Raw genomic sequence first — 25,564 nt, 5'->3', positions numbered from 1 at the left:
ATCATTCGCGGCGCTATAACGATAATTCGCGACGCTATCATGCACTACGCTGTAACTATCATGCGCTACGCTGTAACAACATAGACTTAATGTGGCCAATCGCTTTGGTCGGGTTAAGGCCTTTAGGACAAACACTGACACAATTCATGATGCTATGGCAGCGGAAAACACTGAAAGCATCGTCCAGGGAGTCCAAACGGGCTGCTGTTTCGGTATCACGGCTATCTATCAGGAAGCGATAAGCCGCCAGTAACCCTGCCGGGCCAACAAATTTATCCGGATTCCACCAGAATGACGGACAAGATGTCGAGCAACAAGCGCACAAGATGCATTCGTACAAACCATCCAGTTTTTCGCGTTGTTCCGGCGATTGTAAATGCTCACGTGCTGGCGGATTTTTGCCATCATTCAACAGGTAAGGTTTAATTTTCTCGTACTGAGTATAAAACTGCCCCATATCGACCACTAAATCACGCACCACCGGTAACCCCGGCAACGGGCGAATCACAATTTTTTTATTGCCCTTTTGCAAAATTGAAACTGGTGTAATACATGCCAGCCCATTTTTGCCATTCATATTCAAACCATCGGAACCACAGACACCTTCACGGCATGAACGGCGGAACGACAGCGTCGGATCTTTTTCTTTCAACTGGATAAGGACGTCCAGCAACATCATATCCCGGCCTTCTTCCGCTTCCAGCGCGTAATCTTGCATGTACGGCGCGTTATCGACGTCCGGGTTATAACGATAAATTGAGAACTCAAGCTTCATGACCTTTTCCTCCGCAACGGGTTAACTCGCTAGCCACATCAGTAAAAATCCAATCAGTAAGAACGCACTTTCGGCGGGAAGGCCGCGCGTAGCTTAGGTTGCATGTTTACCTCACGGCGGGTCATGCTTTCAGTGTCTGGCAAATACAGTGAGTGACACAGCCAGTTCGTATCATCACGTTCCGGGAAGTCGAAGCGGCTATGGGCACCACGGCTTTCGGTACGGAAGTTTGCTGATACGGCAGTGGAATACGCTGTTTCCATCAGGTTATCCAGCTCCAGACATTCAATACGTTGAGTATTGAACTCGCTGGAAGTGTCATCCAGACGGGCACTTTGCAGACGTTCACGGATAGTTTTCAGTTCTTCCAATCCTTTCGCCATCGCATCACCTTCACGGAATACCGAGAAGTTGTTCTGCATGCAGGATTGTAATGCTTTGCGGATCTCAACTGGATCTTCACCTGAACGGGTGTTGTTCCAACGATTCATTCGATCCAGCGAGGCTTCGATATCAGAATCACTGGCATCGCGGCTAACACCCTGCTCCATTAAGGATTCTTGCAGATGCATGCCCGCGGCACGACCAAAGACCACCAAGTCCAGCAATGAGTTGCCTCCCAGACGGTTGGCACCGTGGACGGAAACGCAGGCAATTTCACCGACAGCAAACAAACCAGGGATAACAACATCTTCGCCCTTTTCATTTACTGTGATCGCCTGACCGGTCACTTTGGTTGGGATCCCGCCCATCATGTAATGGCAGGTTGGAATAACCGGAATAGGTTCTTTGATCGGGTCAACGTGGGCAAAGGTGCGTGATAATTCAAGGATACCCGGCAGACGGGATTCCAACACATCTTTACCCAAGTGATCCAATTTCAGTTTGACGTGTGGGCCCAAAGGACCATCACAACCACGACCTTCACGGATTTCAATCATAATGGAACGTGCCACTACATCACGACCCGCCAAATCTTTGGCGTTCGGGGCATAACGTTCCATAAAGCGTTCGCCGTGTTTATTCAGCAGATAACCGCCTTCACCACGGCAACCTTCGGTTACCAACACCCCCGCGCCGGCGATACCCGTCGGGTGGAACTGCCACATTTCCATGTCCTGCACCGGTACACCGGCACGCAGGGCCATACCCACACCGTCACCGGTATTAATATGCGCATTGGTGGTTGATTGATAAATACGCCCGGCACCACCGGTTGCCAGCACCGTTGCCCGTGCTTTGAAATAAACCACTTCACCGGTTTCAATACAGATGGCGGTACAGCCCACAAAAGCACCATCCTGATTCTTCACCAAATCCAGGGCATACCATTCGGAGAAGATAGTGGTGTGGTTTTTCAGGTTTTGCTGATAAAGGGTGTGTAACAGAGCATGCCCGGTACGGTCAGCCGCTGCCGCAGTACGTGCAGCTTGCTCACCACCAAAGTTGCGCGACTGCCCACCGAATGGCCGCTGATAAATAGTGCCATCCTCTAAGCGGGAGAAAGGTAACCCCATATGTTCCAGTTCGAGTACCGCTTCTGGGCCGGTTTTACACATATATTCAATGGCATCCTGGTCACCGATATAATCGGAACCTTTTACCGTGTCATACATATGCCATTCCCAGTTATCTTCATGGGTATTACCCAGCGCCACGGTAATACCACCCTGCGCAGATACGGTATGAGAACGGGTAGGGAAAACTTTAGATATCAGGGCGCAAGACAGCCCCATTTGTGAAATTTGTAGTGCGGCACGCATACCTGCGCCACCCGCACCGACAACAACAGCATCAAACTCTCTGACCGGCAGTTTCATTTAAGCACCCCACACCACAATTGTTCCATACAATAGATAGACCAGCAGCGTAATCACGACAACAAGCTGTAACACCAGTCGTACCGCCAGCGGCTTTATATAGTCCGTTAATACCTGCCACAAACCAATCCAGGCGTGAGCCAGAATCGACAGCAAGGTCAGCAGGGTAAATACTTTTGTGATGTGCGAGGCGAAGAAGCCACGCCAGATTTCATAAGTGATGTCTGGGACAATAGCAACGAAGCCCAGAATATAAAGAATATAAAGAGTGATGACGATTGCAGAAGCACGCAGTAACAGCCAGTCGTGTACTCCATTACGCCCTAACGCAGAAGCATTGCTTACCATACCAAGACTCCAGCTAAAACTGCCAGCACCAGGGTTAACACCATAACTGCCTGGGCGGAGCGGGTCCCCGCAACCAAGCTCTCTTCGATATAGCCGAAATCCATTAGCAAGTGACGAATGCCACCGCAAACGTGATAGGCCAGCGCAGTAAGTATTCCCCAAAAGATGAATTTAACAATAAAGCTATTCATGATTGCCGCAGCTTGCATGAATCCTTCTTGCGAGGAAACAGACAGACCTAACAGCCAGAGGAGGATACCAACGGCAACGAAAGTAATTACGCCAGAGACTCGGTGTAAAATGGACGCTATCGCAGTAACAGGAAATTGAATCGTTTGCAGATCCAAGTTGACAGGTCTTTGTTTTTTCACGGTTTTGCCCACACAGCTCTTATTATTTTCCTTCCTCCGGGCCTTGTTGGGATCAGACAGCGTTAAGAGCCAAAACCCTTCACATCGCACATTTAAACATCACATCCTAAATGCTTATATGGCGTGTTCTGTATAACGCTGGGTGCTCCTACTTCAGGGTAATCCGGAGACCTGGCGGCAGTATAGGGGGTTCACATTCTTATTACAATTCCCACACAAACCGATTGGTAACATTTCCACTGAACAGTGATTAGGATCACGATTTACACAATTCATATAAAATTAATTATCTGATTTGACAAAGAATAAACATTTACATTACAACTAGGGTAGAAATAAGCCCTATGATGGACTAAAGGTCTGCGGGTACACTTCCCCATAGGCCCAAGTTATGCAACAGTGTATTAAGTAAATATCCCCATAGATATCGTAGGCAATGAACCATAAACGATAAGCATCCGACAAATCGTTAACAACTTTACAACATCATCTGCAATCCAGAACCTTGGGTAGCGGGCCGCATTGGCAAGACACTCTGTACCCTAAATTATGTTTTCATAGTGAATAAAACAGGGCAGTGCCGATGAGGTGATGACCCAGTGGGCATCTAAGATATTTCAGTTGTTAGGGGTTTTAAAATAAGCGCTAAGGAGACTGTAAATGACTAACAAAAAAGCAACGCTGAATTTAGAAGGCGAAGCTGCGATCGAGCTGGGCGTACTATCCCCAACCCTCGGCATTGACGTTATCGACGTCCGCACCTTAGGTTCTAAAGGTTATTTTACCTATGACCCCGGGTTTACCTCTACCGCATCCTGCGAATCAAAAATCACTTATATTGATGGTGATGAAGGTATTCTGCTGCATCGTGGCTTTCCTATTGACCAATTGGCCAAAAACTCCACTTATCTGGAAGTTTGCTACATCCTGTTGTACGGTGAAACGCCGACCGCAGAAGAGTATGCAACCTTCAAAGCGACGGTCACCCGCCATACCATGATCCACGAGCAGATCACCAGTCTGTTCCGGGGGTTCCGCCGCGACTCACACCCAATGGCCGTACTATGCGGGGTGACTGGCGCACTGGCGGCCTTCTATCACGATGCGCTGGATGTCAATAATGAGCGCCATCGTGAAATTACCGCCTTCCGTCTGCTGTCCAAAATGCCAACAGTGGCGGCAATGTGTTACAAGTATTCCATCGGTCAGCCATTTGTTTATCCGCGTAACGATCTGTCTTATGCCGGTAACTTCCTGCGCATGATGTTCTCTACCCCATGCGAGGAATATGTGGTTAACCCGGTACTGGAACGCGCCATGGATCGTATTTTCATCCTGCATGCCGACCACGAACAGAACGCCTCAACCTCGACGGTGCGTACCGCCGGTTCTTCTGGTGCTAACCCGTTTGCCTGTATCGCGGCGGGGATAGCATCCCTGTGGGGGCCGGCTCACGGTGGCGCTAATGAAGCCTGCCTGAAGATGCTGGAAGAGATTAAAACCGTTGAGCATATTCCAGAATTTATCCTGCGTGCAAAAGATAAAAATGACTCGTTCCGCCTGATGGGCTTCGGTCACCGTGTGTATAAAAACCACGATCCGCGTGCCACTGTCATGCGTGAAACCTGTCATGAAGTGTTGAAAGAGCTAAAACTGGAAGACGATCTGCTGAAAGTGGCAATGGAGTTGGAACATATTGCGCTAAATGACCCTTACTTCATCGAGAGAAAACTGTATCCGAACGTCGATTTCTATTCGGGTATCATTCTGAAAGCCTTGGGTATTCCGTCTTCTATGTTTACGGTAATCTTTGCCATCGCCCGTACCATTGGCTGGATTGCTCACTGGAATGAAATGCACGATGACGGCATCAAAATTGCCCGTCCGCGTCAGCTTTATACCGGTTATGCCGAACGTGATTTTAAGAGCCAATTGAACAAATAAGCAGATCGTTTTCTCTGTTTAATGGAATAACGCCACCTAAAGTCAGGTGGCGTTATTTATAATAAGAATCAGTGAATTGCCCCACCGGAAATATGCAAATCATGTTCGATCTGCAATGCAATGGAAATGGCCAACTTTAAAGCTATCAATACCGAATGCGTCGACATACTTGGCGCACCGGGGTGAGCGATCGCCTGTTCAGGCAGATAAGGGATATGGATAAAACCGCCCTTCACCTCGCTATTAAGCTGATTTAACCGGTGCAATAGCCCGTACATCACATGATTACAGACATAAGTCCCTGCAGTCTGAGATACCGAGGCCGGAATACCCGCCTCACGGATCGCTTGCACCATCGCCTTAATGGGCAAATGGGTAAAATACGCCGCCGGGCCACCTTCCACGATGGGTTCATCCACGGGTTGTTTACCCAGATTATCTGGAATTCGAGCGTCATCAATGTTAATGGCAACCCGCTCGATGCTGATATCAGCACGGCCACCGGCCTGACCAATAGCCAACACCAACACCGGCTGGACTTCATCTATGGCGGTATTCAGCGCTGGCAGTGCTTGATCAAAGGCACAAGGTAACTGACGGGCGACCACTCTTACCTCACCCAGCATTAAATCATTCAATTGATTCACCACTTCCCAGGAAGGATTAACTCGCTCCCCGCCAAATGGCTCAAACCCGGTAATTAATACACTTCTCATCGCCGCTCCTAGAGGAACATCAGGAAATACAGTAAAAATACGTTAACAATCAACAGAGTAACCCCCGTTGGGATCTGTGCTTTGATCACCGCATTTTTATCCGGTAACTCCAGTAACGCCGCCGGAACAATGTTAAAGTTGGCAGCCATCGGGGTCATTAAGGTACCGCAGTAGCCAGAGAACATTCCGATGGCGGCCATTACCGCAGGGTTACCACCGTGTTGCAACACTAAAATAGGAATACCAATCCCGGCAGTGACAATAGGGAAGGCGGCAAATGCATTTCCCATAATCATGGTTAACAGTGCCATACCAATAGCGTAGACCGCCACCGCGATAAAGCGATGGTCTACTGCCAGATATTCCTGTGTCAGATGGGCAATCGCCGTCCCAACACCCGCAGTGGTAAACAGCAAGCCCAGTGTTGCCAAAATCTGTGGCAGGATAAATGCCCAGCCGACAGAGTCCAGCAAACGCCGCGCTTCCTGTATGGGTTGTGCTGCTGTTTCACCGGTCATCACTACCGCAATAATCAAACCGAGCGCACAACCGACGGTCATGGAGAATAAAGTGACCAGCGTGGCGTGGTTACCGGAGCCAAACAGCCATTGATCCAAGGCCGGTATATTATTAAACAGCAATACGCCAATCACCGTAACCACTGGAATAGCCAGTGCCGGAATAAACAATCGGTTACCCAATTGGTTGGCGCTGGCCTCACGTTGTTGAGGGGTGCGCTGATGGTAGCTCCCCAGTTTTACACCGCCAAAGCCCGCAATCAGCGCCATGATAACCACCACCACACCGACGGTAATATTCAGAATGCGTTTCTCATCTGCGCCCTCACCCGCCAGAGTGTTCGCCAGGTTGTAGGTCCAATCACCGACCAAGAAAATCAGCCCGTACAGCCCCCAGAACAGGCCGGTCGTTATCCGACGTGGGTTGGCCTTATCACGAAACGACATTACGGCAACAATCAGCAATACCGCGCCTGCCAACCAATATAAATATTGTTGTTGGAAAATCATTTGGCGTCTCCCTTGGCAGCCAGGGCAGACTGATTCAGTGCCGTTAATTCAGCGGCGAGTTGTTTGTCCAAACGTTGCAAACGATAGGCATGGATCAAGAAGGCACAAATCGCCGTCGGGATCCCCCACAACGCAATATGTAGTGGTTCGGTCTGAATACCACCTGATTCCAGCATAAAGTTATGCATAAAGATGATGGCACCAAAGGCAACAAAAATATCTTCCCCGAAGAACAAACCGACGTTATCAGTGGCAGCAGACATAGCACGCAGGCGATAACGCACTTTCTCCGGTAGCTCACCATAACGGGTTTCAGCCGCACCTTCCGCCATCGGGGCCAGTAATGGCCGCACCATTTGCGGGTGGCCACCGAGGCTGGTTAAACCCAGCGCCGCAGTCACTTCACGCACCAACAGATACACAATCAGTAAACGACCCGAAGTGGCACTTTTAATGTGTGAAATCCACGTCTGCGCCCGCTCTTTCAAGCCATGGCGCTCAAGCAAACCGATAACGGCCAAGGGCAGTAGTAGGATCAGCGGCAGGTTACGGGTGTTGAGAAAACCCTCGCCCAGTTTTTCTAAAATAGTGGCTATTGGCATTAATGCTGCCAAACCCGTGATGATCCCGGCGCTGATCACCACCAACACTGCATTTATACGCAGTAAAAATCCGATGATAATCGCTGCGATCCCAATCAGCGGCCAAAGGTTTATCGTTTGTTCCAAGGTGACTCTCCTGTCTTTTAAATCAATTTAATGAATAAATACACTCCGCTCTGGCCAGGCGGTTATATTTTTTATGGCTCGATGACTGTTTTATTACGCGGTTACGCTGATATCTTCCTGCTGGAAACGGTTAAGTAAACGGCGGGCAAAATCCAAGGCATGCACACCATCACCATGCACACAAACAGTATCTGCCTGTACCGCTATCCAGTGACCATCAAGGGCCTGAACTTGATGACGTTGCACCATGTCCAAAGTTTGTAACAGCGCCTGCTCGTCACTTTCGATTAAGGCCTCTGGCTGACTGCGCGGCACTAAAGTGCCATCAGATTGATAGCGGCGATCAGCAAATACCTCTTGCCGAGTCACTAAACCCGCCCGCTCACCCGCACGGATCAATTCGCTGCCCGCGAGTCCGACTAGCCGCAATGACGGATCCACGGCTTTAACCGCCTGAGCAATAGCATCAGCCAACACCGGATCTTGCGCCGCCTGGTTGTACAACATGCCGTGTGGTTTCACATGTTGCATCACGCCGCCCTCCACCTTCACGATGGCTGCCAAGGCACCTAATTGATAAACCACTTGGGCATACACCGTCTCAGGGGGTAACTGCATCGCGGTTCGACCAAAATTCTCACGATCAGGGAAACTCGGATGCGCCCCGATAGCAACGCCGTATTCGATAGCCCAACGTACCGACTGGCGCATCGTTTGCGCGTCACCGGCATGAAAACCACAGGCGATATTGGCTGAACTGACTAATTGCAATAGCGCCTGGTCGTTGGCACAGCCTTCACCTAAATCTGCATTTAAATCAATTTTCATCTGGCCTCCGTCGCATCGAAACCTTTCAGCAAACCCCATTCAATCTGTTGTAGGTAATGTCGCTGTTCTGACTTGGCGCGTAGCGCCTCTTCGACGCTACATGGCACAAAATGCACCGACTCGCCGAGCCTCAGTTGGGCTAAATGGTAAAGATCTGCTTCGATAACGCAGGCAATGCGCGGATAACCGCCGGTGGTCTGTGCGTCAGCCATCAGCACAATCGGCTGGCCGTTGTGCGGAACCTGCACCACACCGGGCAATAGCCCGTGGGATAGCATCTCGCGATCCGTTGTGCGGGCTAATTCACGCCCGGTCAGGCGATATCCCATACGGTTACTTTGTGGGCTGAGCTGCCAGGCTTCACGCCAAAAAACGCCCTGCACGATATCGTCGAACTCATGATATTCCGGCCCAGGAACCGCCCGCACACGGTTACCGAATAGCAGTTGTTTGATACCCACGGTGTCACGCGGTAAACGGGTTGGTTTGCCCAATGGCAGGATGTCGCCCTCTTTGAGAGGCCGCCCTTGATAACCACCAAAGCCTGCTTTCAGATCAGTGCTACGTGACCCCAGCATTTCCGGCACCGCAATACCCCCAGAAATGGCCAGATAACTGCGCATTCCCCGCTGTGGCACACTGAGTTTTAACTGTTGCCCCGCCTTGACCGGATAACGCCAGCCAGTCCATAGAAGCTGATCACTCAGTCTGGCCTCACAACCGGCACCCGTCACCGCTATCCAGCCCGGTTGGCTAAATTCAGCAGTAAATTGACCGAGGGTGATTTCCAGCCCGGCAGCATCAGCATCATTACCTACCAGCATATTCGCCATGCTCAACGCCGGTAAGTCGAGTGCACCGCTCTGGCTTATCCCTAAACGACGGAAACCACCACGGCCGCTATCTTGTACCGTGGTATGAATACCTGAACGAAGGATCTTTAGCATACGCCCTCCTTTACGGGCAGAAAGCGCACATTATCACCGGGCCGTAACAAGGTTGGCGGCATCTCTAACGGATTAAACAACGCCAGCGAGGTACGGCCAATTAACTGCCAGCCGCCGGGCGTTGCCAATGGATAGATGCCGGTTTGGCTACCACCGATCCCGACAGAACCGGGCGCGACCACTAAACGTGGCTCAGCACGTCGCGGGGTGGCAAGTTGTTCCGGCAGACCGCCCAGATAAGAGAAACCGGGTTGGAAACCGAGGAAATAGACGATATAACTGGCCCCCGCGTGGCACTCAACCACCTGATGCTCGGTCATGCCGGTATGACGCGCGACTTCCGCCAAATCAGGACCAAACTCACCGCCGTATATCACCGGGATGGTGATATCACGCGACTCAGGCACTAATAACTCGCTCTCTTCCCACCAGCGTTGCAGGTGTTCAATAGCATCCAATGCGGTATTTTGCGGATCGGCCAGCAATAAGGTCAGATTATTCATACCTGGGATCGCTTCAAGGATATCAGGGTGATGAATCAGGCGATCAGCTAACCCCCAAATCCGTTGTTGGCTTGTTAATGTGACCGGCGGTTCCAATTCCAGAACCACCGCACTTTCTCCCAATAAGTAGCATCGAGCTCGTTGCACTCCCGTCCCCTATAGCTTTTGTTTTTATATAAATACTCGTTATAAGCTTATATTTATGCGTTAGCACCTAACTGCTGTCAATAGAACAGGATCAACCAATAAATGCGACTAATCAATAAGTTCGGCATAAAGAGTGAAATTAATCACTATAAACAGTAGATTTTAGCGTTTTTCAATGAGGATAGCGGGAGAGAATTAATTTTTTTGTTATTTAGAATCAGGGTAAAGAGACTAAGTATGCTGAAAAATTGCAGGGTTATCACTCAATGATAATGAAATGATTATTTTAAGCAACCCACGAGAGGAATTAACCTTATTTATAGTATGGTTAATTGGTTTTTGGCAGCAGGAAAATACCTTTTCACGCCGTAATGCACCGATGCTGATCACCGGCGCATATGCATAAAAAGAGAAAAAATGCTTAGGCCGGATTGGGGATATCAATAAAAATAACCTCAAATTGATGCTGTGTAGCCAACCATTCACCCAGCGCTTTAATACCATAGCGTTCGGTTGCATGATGCCCTGCCGCATAAAAATTCACACCCATTTCACGGGCAATATGAATTGTCTGCTCAGATACCTCGCCAGTTATAAATGCATCCACACCAAACTCAGCCGCTTGCTGAATATAGCCCTGTCCACCACCGGTACACCAGGCAAGGCGACGCACATCTGCCGGAGCCTGCTCACCGCAATGGAGTACATTACGCCCCAACAGCTTTTCCAGTCGTTCACGCAAAATCACCGCATTGAGTGGCTGGTCAAACTCACCGTAAGGTAATAGAGATTCAATTTCACCCAGCACCCGAATGCCGAGCAATTTAGCCAATTGCGCGTTATTGCCTAAGTCAGGATGTGCATCCAACGGTAAATGGTAGCCATACAGATTGATATCGTTACTGAGCAATGTCTTCAGGCGGTTACGTTTCATGCCACGCACCACCACCGGTTCGTTTTTCCAGAAATAACCGTGATGGACCAAAATAGCATCAGCCTGTTGTTCCACTGCCATATCTAATAGCGCCTGACTGGCCGTGACACCGGTGACAATGCGCTGTACCTCCGCCCGGCCTTCAACCTGCAAACCATTAGGTGCATAATCCTGAAAATCCGCAGTATTGAGTTGATTATTAAGTAAAGTTTCCAGTTCTGTATTACGCATTATTTAACTCTCATTAATTTGTTTTTTATAAAAATCAAGTACAATCAGACTGTTAATAAGGTTAGATGAAGGGGAAACGTGCCGTTGAGGTCGTAGCGGCGTAAGCCGCCGGCGTGCCCCTGGGTGCGGTCAACCCTTCACCCATGGAGTGATAAGTCGCTTTGTCGGCAGCCTAAGACCATCAGAACTTCTGGCTATCGCCTTGCTTCATCAAGATAAAATTCACGCCCATATCATTACCTTGCTCTAACTCAGCCGCAATGACTTTGCGTACATCCTGCCCTTGTTGCAGTGACGGTTTAATATGGCTGATCACCACCGGCAGACCTTTTAATGACTGACCTTCACCGCTGTATTTCTCTAAATTTTTCAATTCCTTCAGCAACCACTTGGGCGTCATATGGCCGTACAACTTGCCATCAGCAACCTCATTCGGGAATGAGACTTCAATGATTATGCCTTTCAGTTGCTGCTGTTTAACCTTTTCGGCCAGTTTGCGCCACACCGTATCCAGATGTTTCGACTGTTCTATCTCATCCGGGCCGGTATCACCAAAATAGGCAAACGAAGCATTATTGCTGCTGATGATCAGCATCGAGGACGGCGAACTATCATGGCTCAGCGGGTACATCTCGCCGGTTAAGCGAGTCAATCCCAAGCTCAACGACTGAGCTGGGCGCACCCGTTGCATCCGGTAAATGTTTAAGCGGATCCCACTGCCACTGTCAGTAACGTTGGGCCAGACACGCCAGTTAAAATAGTAGTTTCTCAGAACATCAATGGTATCTGCCGAAGCATAAATAGTTTTTTTACTGTCTTCCGGTGCGCCGATAATCAGGCCGGAAACGTGGTCAAGATGAGCATGGCTGATAAAATAGCTGTTGATGCTTTGGCGAAAGACATAACCCTGCCGCGTGAGTGGCGCGGCCTTTTCCTCAGTCACATCGGAAAAATTGCCTTTATCTAATGCCTTAGCAATACCCGGTAATATCGATCCGGCATCCAGCGCCAGATAAAGCGGTTGGTTATCATCACGGATCAGATATGAGGTCAGATTGCCGTCACTGACACCACCATCTACCCCAAGGGCTACCACCTCGAAACCCGCAGCGGCCAACGAACTGTACAGGCTGAAAGATAAAACCAGCGCGGCGTTGGTTTTCTTAGCATGGGTTATCTTACTGACGCATAGCACCGATTTAGTCGAAAGATATGTCAAAAACATGAAGGCTCCTGGTCATGAGGGATCCTTGCGGCCATCCCGCTTAGCGGCGTCAAAGGCCGCGAGTGTCGCTAATCTGGCTAGCTTATGATCCACCAGCGGTGGTGGGTAATCGAGATGTTGCTGCTGCTGTTGCGCCCAACGCCAAGGCTGATGGATATCAGAGTCTGGCACCATCGCCAGCTCCGGCAACCAACGGCGAATAAAAACACCGTCTTGGTCAAAACGCTCTCCCTGCGTGGTGGGATTAAAAATACGAAAGTAAGGCGCAGCATCAGTGCCGGTTGACGCTGCCCACTGCCAGCCGCCATTATTCGCGGCCATATCGCCATCTAATAACTGGGACATAAAATAACGTTCACCTTGCCGCCAGTCGATCAGCAGATCTTTGACCAGAAAGCTGGCACTGATCATCCGCAGACGGTTATGCATCCAACCGGTTTGGTTCAGTTGCCGCATTGCGGCATCGACAATAGGATAACCTGTTAGCCCCTGCTGCCAGGCGGTTAATTGCTGATCTGAGTGATTCCATATTACGCCATCAGTCCAGTCAATAAAGGGACGATGCTGGCATAAACGCGGATAGGCGACTAACAAATGACGATAAAATTCACGCCAGATCAACTCATTAAGCCAGGTAAAGGCACCGCCTTCGCTATTTTCTAACCAATCCGGGCACTCTGCTTGCAAGCGGTTAACGCATTGACGAGGCGAAAGGATCCCCAAGGCCAGATAAGGTGATAAACCACTGGTTCCCGCTACCGCCGGTAGATCGCGTAAGTGCCGGTAGCCCTGAACCTGCTCACGGCAGAAGCTACGCAGGCGTTGTAATGCCGCCTCTTCGCCCACTGGAAATAACCGGTTGTCTACCGGCTGCTGCGGATAATCAAATGGAATACATGGCGGCGGCGTGGCGGCAGTTGAGTTATGGCGGGCTTTGGGGGCGGGTACACATTGGCAATCACTGATCATTAAGCGCTGAATAAAGGCACGACGAAAAGGGGTGAATACTTTGTACATCTCATTATTGCCGGTCAGAATACTCCCCGGCGGCAGCAATACACTGTCATGAAAACGATGACAGGTGATACTCCTACCCGTAGCCTGGCTATTAAGTTGCGCGGCCAATGCTTCATCCCGCAACTGTTCGTTCAGTTCATACTGTTGGTTATAGAACAGCGCATCGACCTGTTGTTGCTGACAAAAATCATCCAGCCAGATAATGGCATCCTGAAAATCATCACACTGATGATAGTGCAGCGGGATCCCCTTTGCGGCGAGTGAGGTTTGTAACTGTTGCAGATTTTGTAACAGAAATGCCGCCTGCCGGGGGGCCATGTCATGGGCAGCCCATTGGGCTGGCGTGGCAATAAATACGGCAATAACGGTGGCTTGCGAGTCCTGACAGGCCGCGTGCAAGGCCAAATTATCCGTTACACGCAAATCATTGCGGAACCAAACCAGATGCGTTGCCATGCCTTATCCTTGCGCGGAGTAAAAAGTAAAATAGTGCTGCCCAGCCAGATAATCATTTGGAAATTCAGTCAGATAAACTGTTATCTGGGCTATGGGTACAGTCAGGGGCAGTTCACCCTGCCGATATTGGTCGATAAGTTGCGCTAAAGCCTGGCGTTGAGCTGAATTGAGGTAAGGCCTAAAATAGCCCTGCACATGCATTAGCACATTGGTGTGATTGGCCACAGTGGGCTGATGAGAGAGTAAATGCAGTAAACGCTGGCGATACTCAGTTGCAAACTCAATGAGTGAGGGCGACTTATCCATTGTGGCAATAAAAGGGCCGATTTCACGGTATTCAGGTTGCGAGTGAGCTAACAGCACCAACTTATAGCGGCTATGAAATTCCATCAGCCCACCACGGGTGATCCCTGCAGCACATAACGCATCGAGTTGATCACGTGCATGGCAGTATTCAATACTGTGCGACACCTGATTGCTTTGCAGCATTATATTCTCCATCAGCTTTTGCTGTTTTGAACATCACATCATTTATTTCATCATAACAGTTGTCGCTAAAGAACCACGGTATTGGTTGATATCTTTATTTAAAAGCACGTTGTGTGAGCAATAAAAATGCCACTCAGCATTAACTGGATGGCATCACAATCCTCTCTATTTACTCTATTACTCTATTACTCAGCTTTTATCGCTACGCTGCATACTGGGTAGTGTTAGCCCACAGTCCCGCTATTTGCTGTTGCATTCGAGTGTCCACTTGCCCAATAAAGCTGGTATTTCCCATCAAACACGGAGAAATTGTTCATATTCTGAACCAAACCATCAATGGCAGAGTCTGTCAGGGCTTCATAGCCACTAGGATCATCATTTATCCCTTTATCACTCACCACAATCGCAGCACGTTTGCCATTAAAGTAATCATTAAAGGTGACTGACCCCACTCGCTCAAAATCGCTTTGTGCCGAATCATCAATCATTGGTCGCCTGACTAAAATGGTCAAATCATAGCCAGTACGCTGGAGCCATAGGTCATGCCAACTGACATTATTAATGAGAATTTTATCTTCTTGGCTGATATCGGTAACCGTACAATCAATCACTGATGTGCTGACGGCAAAGCTATCAATCCCGTCAAAACCGCTGAAGTTGTTCTGATAGCCGCCGAGTTCAAGTATGTCATGCCCCTTGCCGCCAGAAAAATCACTGAATTTTGAAATAACGTCGGCAATCAGATGATCATTCCCATCGCCACCCATAATGACGCTCGAATACCCCATCAGTTTTATCGTATCGCTACCTTGATCTCCTGATAGGGTGTTTTCATTACCAAAAACGACACCGTGGTCATTGCCTTCCCCTAACTCAGCAACACTCGTATTGCCCATAAGAACAACGTAATCCTGACCTTTGCCACTGTCGGTGTAATTATAATGACCGGCGATGACGGTATAATCATCCCCATTCCCCATGTTGGCAGTTCCAGCCTCGCCAAAGATAAATGCTTTATCATTACCGGCGCCCAAGTTGGCATGATTTATCCGCCCGGCAAGAACAGCAGTATCATCACCTGCCCCGCCAAACATTGTGTTTTCACGGCCCATCAAGACGCCAGTATCATTGCCCTGACCACCGGTGAAAACGTTGGAAATCCCCATGCCATAGAATGCATCGTCTCCCTGTCCACCCCAAAAGTTGTTATTATCGCCAAGATAAGCACCTAAATCGTTACCATGCCCGCCCAGCGTGAAGTTGTAATTCCCCAATGACCAATTCAGGTCGCCATCACCACGTAAAAAACCGCTATTACGCAAGAAATCGAACGTTTTCTCTTCCATATTAAGCAGATCTTGGGCCATATTCTGTTTCAGATTATTGACCCTATCCGCCATTTCAGTTTGCTTGTCTTTATTGAATAACGTAGCAAACAGGTTAGGTAAATTAAGAGAATTGAAACCAAATGCCTGATCTTTATTTTCCGGGAGTTGGGTGGTTGTTCTGGACCCCGACGCATTAACAGTCGCGGTCTCATCGACTTCATTTGGAGCCTTATCTTGCAAACCATGAGTTTGGGCGAAAGAGATAATCGCATTTTCACCCATATTTAAATTCGCTTTTAAGCCATCCAGTAATTTCTGCGGATCACTCAGTGCATTAAGCTTCTCACCACCAAATTCGGCCACAACCTCTATCATTTCTTTTAATATTTTTTCTCCATCGATAGCTTCGCCAGTACGGGAAACAATATTCCCCGCAGCATCATAATCAACACCAAAAACATCACCTAAAGTCATATCACTTTCGACTAATGATAGTTTATTAATTAACTGATTTTTAATCTGCCTTGGCATATCATCAATGCTATAAGTCATGGTGGTTTTGATCCTACCCGACCGGGTAACCTGCTGAGTACTGATAGCAAACAATGAACCTAAATTAATATCCATAATCGACTGGATATTGTCGCCAAAAGTAAAGTTCCAGTTACTGTTGGTCACCATGATATCGGCCCCTTGACCACCGATTGCAATATTAAAGACCATAGTGTCATTTAACTTACGTAATTTATCTGCTTTGGTTGTTTTCACCTGAGGGTTATTTTCTATAGTAGATGGTTTTCCTAACCATTGGTTATATTTTTTATTTAACGTCGCATTAATATCACTTTTTAGGCCACGGCCACTACGAATAAGTTGAGAATCTATTTCAATCAGACTGTTATAATCCACACTACTGGTACTGTCCAATGCGGATAAATCGTTGAGATATTGTTTTGCACCAGAGAAGGTCCATTGCTGGGCCTGGGCCTGCAACCAATCACCGCCATACCCTTCAGTGGCAATATTCTCTAATGCACCGCAGACGCGTGTTGCACCATCAAATGGGTTAACCACTGGCGGGGATAACACCGTTTTTTCCGTCATAAATATCAAGTCATTGCTGTGACCATGATTAAAGCTAATATTGCGAGTACCCATAAATACGTGTACGCTTTCAAAAGCCTGATAGCCACCAATATTAACACTGTGTTTACTCATACCATCACCAATATGGATCATGATATTGTTATCACCAAACACTAAGGTTTTAAATCCGCCATCACCAACTTTTATACCAAGATTTGAGGTACCCCAATTGATCGAGGTAAATTCATCATCACCAATCTGAATATTTATATTGCCAGAGTAACTTACCGCCTGATTATTATCAGTAGATGGCGCTACCGTATCAACTCTTTGTTTTCTTTCTGGCGGGGAAAACGCTTCTATATTCCGGCCAATAGCGCCACTTGCAAGTGAATTTATATCCTTAGCACCAATGCGATGAATATCAACCTCAGATATATGTATATTATTATTGACTTTTTCTGTAATAGTTTCTACTTGCCCCTCATTATTCAGCCGTAATATGACTTTATCACTACCCACTTTGTGTTTTAAGTTGCCATTATCATCCAGTGTATTTTTACGCCCTTGCTCATTAACAAGGACTCGAGTATTTCGTGCTGCAACATCAGCTTTAATGCCTTGCTGGCCTAATTCCGTAATAAATTGTCGGGCAAAACCTTGCTGTCTGTTTTTATCTACCAGTGAACATCCTACCAGGCTAATATAGTTTGGCGTGCTTTTGATATGGTATATCATTATCGAGTTCGTCTTTAAAACGTCTAATTCTTGTGGCTAATTCCGTAGGGTTTTCATTGGATAAGGTTTGATTACCTTGACCATTATTGCCATCACGGCCATGCCCAACTAACTGCCAACGGATATTACCTTGTAATGAAGCAGGATCGCCCGCTACCACTCGGTACTGCCCATCTGAATCAAGCTGAACCAAAATAGCCCCTGGGTGTTTGGCCGCTAAATTAGCCGCTGCTTCAGCTACAATAGGATCGTTTTCTAATTGGACAATAATTTGCCCATTATATTGAGAAAAACTCCATGAGCTGCTCGACTTAACAGTAGTAACCTCCCAGTGGTCAACGGATTGGCGAGTGTTTCTTTTAGTACTTGTGTCACTCAATGTTGCTGGGAATATTATTCGTGGAGAGCCAGTTGTATTATTTCTAGGATAAATAGTACGTTGAGTTGGATCATCAGCACTGATAGTGAGCCTGTTGTTGGCATCAACTTGCAGTATTGGAAGCTTCATTTGATGGCTAATACCGGAAACGGGCAATTCTATACCAACGTGTGACTTTAAATGAGCCTCACCATAGATAACAACAAATTTTTCGTTTGCAGGTATCTGTTTTAATATATCTACTGCAATATTATTCGCAGATCCCGCTCTATACATTAAACTATGGTTACCACTACCTTTCGAGGTACTATTATCATCCAGGCAAATAATTTTTACTTTATTTTCAAATGCTGTAGTGACAATATTTTTAACTCCCTTGACCATGAGAAAGGTGTTTAAGTCAGGTGAAGTAACACCTGTTTTATAATAATCATCAATTAGTGGTTGAATATGGTCTCTACGCAAATGCTCCAGGCCAATAGTTGTTACCCCATGACGCTTAAGTTCAGCTATTTGCTCAATAACAAAACGTCGCCCTTCTTCTTGTGAACCATGAACTTCACCAATAAGTAACCCTTGATTATCTCTTAGTAATACCGAGAGCTGACCATCAACATCTCCATGTTGGCCAAGTTCTCTATTTATCCTATCCCTACTAACGTCTGAATATTTTGAATCCCAAGATGCAAAGTCTATGTTCTGATTGCGCTGGTAAATCGACTCAATTTGATCCAAGCGCGAAAGTTGTAATTGCTTTAAGAATTTTTTCTCTGCACAGTTATCTAACCAGTTAAGCTCTTTCGAACGATCAGTACTATTATTCCTGCCAGCGACCTCATTAAGCATATAACTAAAAAATTGACTATTTTCGGAGCCTCGTGCTCTAAAGGATGCCATCTCTTCATAGGTATAACCTATAGTGAATGACCGAGTTGATTCATTAATATAAACTTGTCTCAATTCTCCATTTGATTGAGCTTGCAATAATTTGGTTTTGCATTCGTCAAATTGATCTCCCATTGAAATATGGTAGGTCGGATCAAAATTAAGTAAATGTCTATCTGGTATTTCTCCGTCAAACCCTTTCAATGGGGTCAAATAACCATCTTCTCTAATCCAAACATACATCATATTTGTTAAACCAATATGATTACCTTGCGATTCCTGAACAGCAATTTCATACAATCTGGCAGCCATCTCCGGTTGCTTCTCCGCAAGGAGTACTATTGCATTTTTGGCCGGTTTCATTTTAGAATTGAACAAGGTTGCATCTATCTTTTGACCTAAAGTCACAAATGCTTTATTACGTCCTGAGGTTGGATGTTTACTAATATAACTTTCAACCTGCTTTCTCAATGTAAATATATTTTTAATTCTTTCAGAACTTGATGTGGAATTAACAATGTTGATTGTATTTAGTATTTGTTGATAAGAGGAACCTATCGGCTTACCCATCACTGACGCTTGTTTTTTTAATTCATTTCTAGAAAAAATTCCATTTAATTCACTTTCTACTGGCAGGTTTTTACCCATTTTTTTATTAAAAATTTTCAGTGTGTTATAAGCAACATTACCCTCTTGTAATTTGTTAGATAATATCTTCACCTCATTTATTTTTGATTTACCTGCAGTAAGACCCTCTACCGCCGAAATATTCGATATTTTATTGGTAATTCTCCCATCTGCGGGAGCCAAAGGTTGTCTATCAGGAATGAAGCTTTCATCAGGAGAAATGGCAGCATCAGAAACCTCTTTAACATCGGTGTGGTAGGCTTTTTGGTTTTGATTCAGACCACTGCCCTCAGCCTCCCGCCTATTTTTGGGTATATCGCCTTCACTGCGTTTAACACTTTTAGCCTCTTTTTCCGCGGCATTCGCCTCATTACTGGCATCCTTAAGATGATTATCACCACGGCTCTTAGCAATAGTGACATCTTCCTGAGCCTTTCTATTGGCAATATCTGCTTTCACCCGCTGTTGTTGAGCTTCTGTTTTTCTTTTCGCTGCTTCTAACTCAGCAGTAGCTTGTGCAGCATCCGCTTTATTTTTATCCTGTTCACCTTTTGCCAATGCAGACTCAGACTGAGCAACTGCGTCATTCATCGTCGATTTGTACTCATTAACTTTGGCTTGAGACACATCTAAATTATCATGCGCGGTTTTTAAAGATTCGCCGAGTTTCTCGTTTATACCCTCTACCAACCCCCCAGCAAAGTGTTGTCGATAACTCCCGCCCGCTTCTGTATTTTCATCAACAGAAATATTATTAATGCTCTGACCTATTTTTTGCTGCTCAGTTAATAACTCATTTGCCTGTTGCTTCATTTGTTGCTGGTAATCTGCACCGGTGGTGGCGACTAAAGCCTCTTTCTCCGTATCCTCTATCTGCGACTGGATAACAGACGCATTTGCCGTGTGCTTTTCCTGATGTCGTTGAAGCTGCTCACCATCTTCTTCTGCCCGTTTTTTATCGCCACTCACTTTATTCTCAATTTCAGAATGAGCTTTGGCATGCTGAATATCTTCTTTTATTGACGTATTATTAGAACCATTCAATGCTTTTAATGCATTATTTTTTGCACTCTCTAAGTTGGGTGTATCTATATTCTTAATTTTATTACTTTTAGCATTAATATCATAACCCGCACGTTCAGAATGAAATTTTTCACTGACCGCAGTTTCATTTAATTTGAAACCATTAAGATTATTGACCTCGGGTAAATTAAAGCCACCATGACCATTACGGAATCCCGTCGTCTGCCCTTCATTGCCATTAACCAGATAGTCAATCCCCTGGCTACCTGCCCGACCTAGCAAATTTTGTTTTATGTTACCAAACAATGCTGATAATTTATTGCTCTGTGTATTACTGGTTGCTATAGATAAATTATAATAATCGCCATTCCCCACTTTGACAGAGACATTATTACGTCCATAGGTTGCTACAACAGATAAACCATCACCAACATTGATATTAGCATTGGCTTTACCTTTCATCACCGCAACATTTAATCCATCACCAACTTTGGTGTTAACATTATATTTGCCCCAAGCGACATTAACTGAAGTACCATTACCTACTTTAGTATTGATATTGGTATCACCATAAACAGCGGTAACATTTAACCCATCACCAATATCTGTTGTGACATTAACTTTCCCTTTAGCAACTGTTATTGCCTTGCCACTACCGATTTTCGTAACGATATTATTATCTGCCCATAATACATTGTAAGCATCTCCATCACCCACTTTCGTCACAACATTATTATTGGCCTTCGCCACAACCACATTTCTGCCGTTACCAACAGCAGTGATAACATTCTGTTTACCCCCTATAAAAGTATAGTTATCAATATCCCCCACAGCACTAACAATATTAGCATCACCTTTTGCCACTGTGATTTCCTGACCATTACCTACTCGAGTAATAATATTGCTTTTACCTTTGGCAAAATTATAACGTTCCCCATCGCCAACCTGAGTAATAACATTCATAGCTCCCCATACCGCATTGATGCCGATACCATTACCCACCTTTGTAATGATATTTCCTTTCCCTTTAGCGATACCAATGGTCATAGCATTACCAATATGGGTCATAATATTGCCGGTTTGGGAAGTTAATAAACCGATAGTAGTACCATCACCCACCTTAGTGAGAATATTACCTTTACCCTGTAAGGCAACCGCGGTTATTCCTGTTCCCACATGAGTGATAACATTCCCATCCGCTTTGGCCAAAATCCCCATAAAACCATCGCCGACTTTAGTAATGATATTCCCTTTAGCTAAAACTATTCCGCCAGTAATACCGTTACCAATGTGGGTCATGATATTCGCTTTGCCAACCATAATAGCGAGTGCAGTTCCATCGCCAACTTTGGTCATTACATTTAGCTTACCAATGAAAACCCCGATACCTGTAGATTCATTTTTATTATTTATCTGAGAGTAAATATTTACATTCCCGACCATGACTGCAACAGTCAACCCTGAGCCCACCTTGGTAAATACATTTGCCTTTCCGATCATTAACGCAAAGGCTTCCCCATTACCAATGTGGGTCATCACATTGGCAATACTGATCATTGCCGCTAATGTCATACCATCACCGACTTTAGTAAGAATATTCCCCCCCTTAGCCAGCATTAAAGCAAATGTTTGGCCATTACCTGCTTGAGTTAGAATATTTCCTTTAGCAATCATCAACGCTAAAAGATCACCATCACCGACTTTAGTTATCACATTTCCTAAAGCAGCCATCAATACATAGGTATTACCATCCCCTATATGAGTCATAATATTACCGGCGGCAAGCATAGCTGCAATGGTGGTTCCATCACCTACTTTAGTATAGATATTTCCACCGCCGGCCATCACACCCAGAGTCTGTCCATCCCCCACATGAGTAAATATATTCCCTAAGCCAAACATAATACCGTTAGTATTGCCATTACCGACTTTGGTTAGAATATTCCCGCCACCAACATGGGTTAATACATTCAATCCACCAGCCAAAATAGTCTGCATATCCCCATGGCCTTTTTTAGTCACGATATTTGCCGCCGCTACAGCAATAACAATTGTCCTGGCATGGTTTTCATCATCGCTAATATGGGTAATGATATTCCCCAGGCCAAGAGCAACGATGGTCAAATCACCCTGCCCCATGCTGGTTACCACATTGCCACCGCCACCCACGACAGAAAACAATGACCCTTGTCCTTTTTTGGTCAGTACATTTAAACCGCCAGCAGCAATCCAGAAAGCCTCTCCAGCGCCGATTTGAGTATGCGTATTTAATCCACCTAGCATCTTCACAATACTATTTCCATCACCACTGTGGACAGAAATATTACCCAAAGCGATCAGTGTTACATCATATTGACCATTACCTAGACGCACCATGACATTAACTGCACCACCAGCATTAACTTTCATGTCGCCTTTTTGACTTTTATGCACTAATACATTCGCCAGCCCAGCACCGTTAAATGTCAGGTTACCCTCACTTCCACTTTTAACAATAATATTGGCTATCCCACCACCGGTAAAATCGGTATTACCTTTAACTGCTGTATGGGTGATGATATTTGCTGCACCGCCACCTTTGAAAGTAACATTTCCAGTAACAACATCAGACTCGATAACATTGGCAATACCGCCCCCATCAAAATTCACATCATCACTTGAGTTAGTTGAGTTTATATTTGTAATATTTGATACTGTATTAGGTTCCAGTCTATTTAATTTTTTATCTACCATAACCTCTTTATTAATGTTATATGAAATACTGTCAATACTCGGTATATTGGCTATGTTCACAACGCGTTTATACCGACCAATATCAGTAGAACCAGTACGTTCTACTAATCCATCAGGAATTTTATTTATTTTAGCGTTGGGCCTAGAAACCAGTCCTTTTGGTACGGAACGTTGATAAGGTATAATTTTCATTCCCTGACAGGGTGTCAATATCGACTCGCCGTCAATATTTACACGCGTATAATAATCACTTATTAAAATTTCATAAATATAATTTCTACTCACAAAATAATAAGCACCTGGCTTACCTGTTGATTTAATTGCCGAGAGTGAGTTACCATCTGAAAGCTTAATTGCATTTAATGTTAAATTATCCTTTTTTAAAAGTAGCTCATCTTCATACTTCAACAGTATGCTGTCTCCTCCAAACCATTCTTTCGGCAACTCACATGAGTACTCATTTTTTATCTCTGTTGCTTTAATCTTATAATTAATATCAACCAAATCATTCAAGTTATAACCCTTTCCAGAAGTTCTACGCCAACTGTTTGATATGCTGTCAAACAAAAATATAGTTGTATTTTTTTTGGTTTTTATATCCCTTGTTTTTTCATCCTGAAATAGGTACGCTTTGGTCAAAGCTTTAGAATAATAACCATCATGGTAATACCTGTGTTCATATAAATAGTAACCCTCTTTTTTTACAGCACCAACTTCATCTGTGCTAATACCAAGCGCTTCATTTTCAAAGCGAGCATCCCCTAAAATAATATCGTCTAATGTTAATTTGCCATTAGTACCATAACCATTTAATTTACGAGTAATTTTATTATATGCACCTATAGCGAAAATATTCATGCTACCACTGTTTCCAGTGTGGGTTATAATATTAGCGCCAGCAACTACAGTGGCATCAATATCTCCGCCTCCCTCCTTAATAATATTCATTACCCCTGATGCACCTTTCACGCTTAACTTCCCGGTAGTATCTAAAACCTCCAGATATGCAGCCCCTCCTTTTATCGTATCATCACCGCTCCCAGCTTCGATTTTTGCAGCAACAGACCCAACGAAAATATCATCATTCCCACCACGGGCATATATCACCCCACCAAGGCCGATGGCATCAATATCATTATTATCATCATCGCCATTATAAACACCGGTAAAAAAATACTCTGCACTTCGATTAGATGCTTTACTCATGGTATATCCTTATTAAGTTAAATTTTAAACCATTGGATTTTGGGTTTATCTGAAGAACACTGTTTATTGAGTGCCCCCCTAATAGCACACACCCTTTCTCCTTTTCTGGAATAATGAACATTTCTGCGTAAATCATTTGCCATCATTTTTGCGTGACCATAAGGTGCTATCATTTCTGGGAAAAACATATTACTGCCAGATTGCCAATCTTCTTTTCTAATATCACGCTCACCTGAAAGTATTTCGTTCATGTTTTTTTCAGATAAAAATGCCCAGTTACAAAATGCAAGTGGGTTACCCTGTTCATCTTCATAATAACGAAATTGATTTAATATAATTGCCGGATAAATCTGCTGAAACCATTCCGCAACAAAATAAGCTCTATGCAGTGGAGAACGCTGCGTTAGCAGCATTACTCCACCCATTATTTTTTGTATTTCGGATGACTCTAGCGATGTGAATGTATTATTTATCACCACTAACCACCAGTCTATAATTCCATTAGCTTATATTTTATTTTTCTATTTTTTGTTCTCCGTCACTTTTAATTTCATCATTACCTTCCTCATCACCACTGCTTGGCAATAAGTTAGCATTAATCATATTGTCAATTTCCTGCTGCATTCGAGGATCTTCCAGCATATTTTTCACCATTGAGACCATATACATAAATCCGGATGCTGGCATATGTACAACCTGTTTTAACTCAAGCTCGCTATCGTTTTTAGCCGCAATACCCTTTGCCATTTTCTGCTGATTTTGGCTAACAAAATAGAGTGAGAAAACACCTTTATTATAATTAACTAATGATGTTGTTTGTACGTAAACTTCCATATTATCTCCATATTAAATTAATTAGCTAACCATCTTTAGCTAACCTATAATGCATTACATAAGATAATAATTAAATTAAAACAAAATAAATAATAATGATATTAATAAAATAGAAGTATTTGAATTTCGGGTGAATTTTGTATTAGGAATTGATTTGTAATATGGGTTGGTTATTATTTAACTTTGAAAGAGTGCCATCAATGAAAAGGCCCGTGAAC

General features: G+C 45.2%; 19 protein-coding genes. 1 reads left to right on the top strand and 18 read right to left on the bottom strand.

The genetic code is table 11. The features are described 5' to 3' along the window. Positions 1-58 precede the first annotated feature (58 nt). From AEP37_RS05880 to sdhC, 4 genes are read right to left on the bottom strand one after another with little or no spacing between them, the layout of a single operon-like run. Complete coding sequence (locus AEP37_RS05880) at positions 59-775, bottom strand: succinate dehydrogenase iron-sulfur subunit (RefSeq protein ID WP_049611259.1); 717 nt, start codon at positions 773-775, stop codon at positions 59-61. A gap of 53 nt (positions 776-828) precedes the next feature. After that, a complete protein-coding gene (sdhA, locus tag AEP37_RS05875; protein WP_049611256.1) occupies positions 829-2,595 on the bottom strand; it encodes a succinate dehydrogenase flavoprotein subunit in 1,767 nt (588 codons plus the stop codon). Continuing rightward, the gene (gene sdhD, locus AEP37_RS05870; protein WP_049611254.1) at positions 2,596-2,943 is read right to left on the bottom strand and encodes a succinate dehydrogenase membrane anchor subunit; all 348 of its coding nucleotides are present in this window, start codon (positions 2,941-2,943) and stop codon (positions 2,596-2,598) included. It lies immediately after the preceding gene. Further along, entirely contained in the window at positions 2,937-3,326 is a 390-nt protein-coding gene (sdhC, locus tag AEP37_RS05865; protein WP_049611251.1) for a succinate dehydrogenase cytochrome b556 subunit, read from the bottom strand. The genes sdhD and sdhC overlap by 7 nt, the downstream gene beginning before the upstream one ends. Positions 3,327-3,974: 648 nt before the next feature. Between sdhC and AEP37_RS05860 the strand changes: the two genes are divergently transcribed. Continuing rightward, the gene (locus AEP37_RS05860) at positions 3,975-5,258 is read left to right on the top strand and encodes a citrate synthase (RefSeq protein ID WP_049611248.1); all 1,284 of its coding nucleotides are present in this window, start codon (positions 3,975-3,977) and stop codon (positions 5,256-5,258) included. Positions 5,259-5,326: 68 nt separating this feature from the next. Here AEP37_RS05860 and pcp read toward each other — a convergent pair whose 3' ends face one another. From pcp to AEP37_RS05795, 14 genes are all read right to left on the bottom strand, one after another. Next, the gene (gene pcp, locus AEP37_RS05855) at positions 5,327-5,974 is read right to left on the bottom strand and encodes a pyroglutamyl-peptidase I (protein WP_049611245.1); all 648 of its coding nucleotides are present in this window, start codon (positions 5,972-5,974) and stop codon (positions 5,327-5,329) included. Between the two features lie 8 nt (positions 5,975-5,982). After that, positions 5,983-7,002: a DUF979 domain-containing protein gene (locus AEP37_RS05850; protein ID WP_049611240.1), complete on the bottom strand. Its 1,020-nt coding sequence runs from the start codon at positions 7,000-7,002 to the stop codon at positions 5,983-5,985. Continuing rightward, positions 6,999-7,730 (bottom strand): DUF969 domain-containing protein, encoded by a 732-nt coding sequence (locus AEP37_RS05845; protein WP_049611237.1) that lies wholly within the window; start codon positions 7,728-7,730, stop codon positions 6,999-7,001. The genes AEP37_RS05850 and AEP37_RS05845 overlap by 4 nt, the downstream gene beginning before the upstream one ends. Positions 7,731-7,823: 93 nt before the next feature. Further along, on the bottom strand, positions 7,824-8,558 hold the full coding sequence (pxpA, locus tag AEP37_RS05840) for a 5-oxoprolinase subunit PxpA (protein WP_049611234.1): 735 nt from the start codon (positions 8,556-8,558) through the stop codon (positions 7,824-7,826). Then, the gene (gene pxpC / locus AEP37_RS05835) at positions 8,555-9,505 is read right to left on the bottom strand and encodes a 5-oxoprolinase subunit PxpC (RefSeq protein WP_049611231.1); all 951 of its coding nucleotides are present in this window, start codon (positions 9,503-9,505) and stop codon (positions 8,555-8,557) included. The genes pxpA and pxpC overlap by 4 nt, the downstream gene beginning before the upstream one ends. After that, positions 9,499-10,155: a 5-oxoprolinase subunit PxpB gene (gene pxpB / locus AEP37_RS05830; protein ID WP_049611229.1), complete on the bottom strand. Its 657-nt coding sequence runs from the start codon at positions 10,153-10,155 to the stop codon at positions 9,499-9,501. The genes pxpC and pxpB overlap by 7 nt, the downstream gene beginning before the upstream one ends. A gap of 421 nt (positions 10,156-10,576) precedes the next feature. Then, positions 10,577-11,320 (bottom strand): type 2 GTP cyclohydrolase I, encoded by a 744-nt coding sequence (locus AEP37_RS05825; RefSeq protein ID WP_049611226.1) that lies wholly within the window; start codon positions 11,318-11,320, stop codon positions 10,577-10,579. Between the two features lie 181 nt (positions 11,321-11,501). After that, entirely contained in the window at positions 11,502-12,545 is a 1,044-nt protein-coding gene (locus tag AEP37_RS05820; protein ID WP_049611223.1) for an MBL fold metallo-hydrolase, read from the bottom strand. A gap of 12 nt (positions 12,546-12,557) precedes the next feature. Beyond that, a complete protein-coding gene (phrB, locus tag AEP37_RS05815) occupies positions 12,558-14,018 on the bottom strand; it encodes a deoxyribodipyrimidine photo-lyase (protein WP_049611220.1) in 1,461 nt (486 codons plus the stop codon). 3 nt (positions 14,019-14,021) lie between these two features. Further along, positions 14,022-14,507: a YbgA family protein gene (locus AEP37_RS05810; RefSeq protein WP_049611217.1), complete on the bottom strand. Its 486-nt coding sequence runs from the start codon at positions 14,505-14,507 to the stop codon at positions 14,022-14,024. Positions 14,508-14,731: 224 nt separating this feature from the next. Next, positions 14,732-17,659 (bottom strand): C80 family cysteine peptidase, encoded by a 2,928-nt coding sequence (locus tag AEP37_RS27555; RefSeq protein ID WP_050691876.1) that lies wholly within the window; start codon positions 17,657-17,659, stop codon positions 14,732-14,734. Next, entirely contained in the window at positions 17,622-24,512 is a 6,891-nt protein-coding gene (gene rtxA / locus AEP37_RS05805; RefSeq protein WP_050691877.1) for an MARTX multifunctional-autoprocessing repeats-in-toxin holotoxin RtxA, read from the bottom strand. The genes AEP37_RS27555 and rtxA overlap by 38 nt, the downstream gene beginning before the upstream one ends. Before the next feature lie 17 nt (positions 24,513-24,529). Continuing rightward, positions 24,530-24,988, bottom strand: a complete 459-nt coding sequence (locus tag AEP37_RS05800) for a toxin-activating lysine-acyltransferase (protein ID WP_156168534.1) — start codon at positions 24,986-24,988, stop codon at positions 24,530-24,532. Between the two features lie 37 nt (positions 24,989-25,025). Continuing rightward, on the bottom strand, positions 25,026-25,346 hold the full coding sequence (locus AEP37_RS05795) for a hypothetical protein (RefSeq protein ID WP_049611212.1): 321 nt from the start codon (positions 25,344-25,346) through the stop codon (positions 25,026-25,028). Positions 25,347-25,564: the final 218 nt, after the last annotated feature.

Source organism: Yersinia pekkanenii, from assembly GCF_001152565.1.
Lineage (GTDB): Bacteria > Pseudomonadota > Gammaproteobacteria > Enterobacterales > Enterobacteriaceae > Yersinia > Yersinia pekkanenii.
This window is presented reverse-complemented; position numbering and strand designations above follow the sequence as displayed.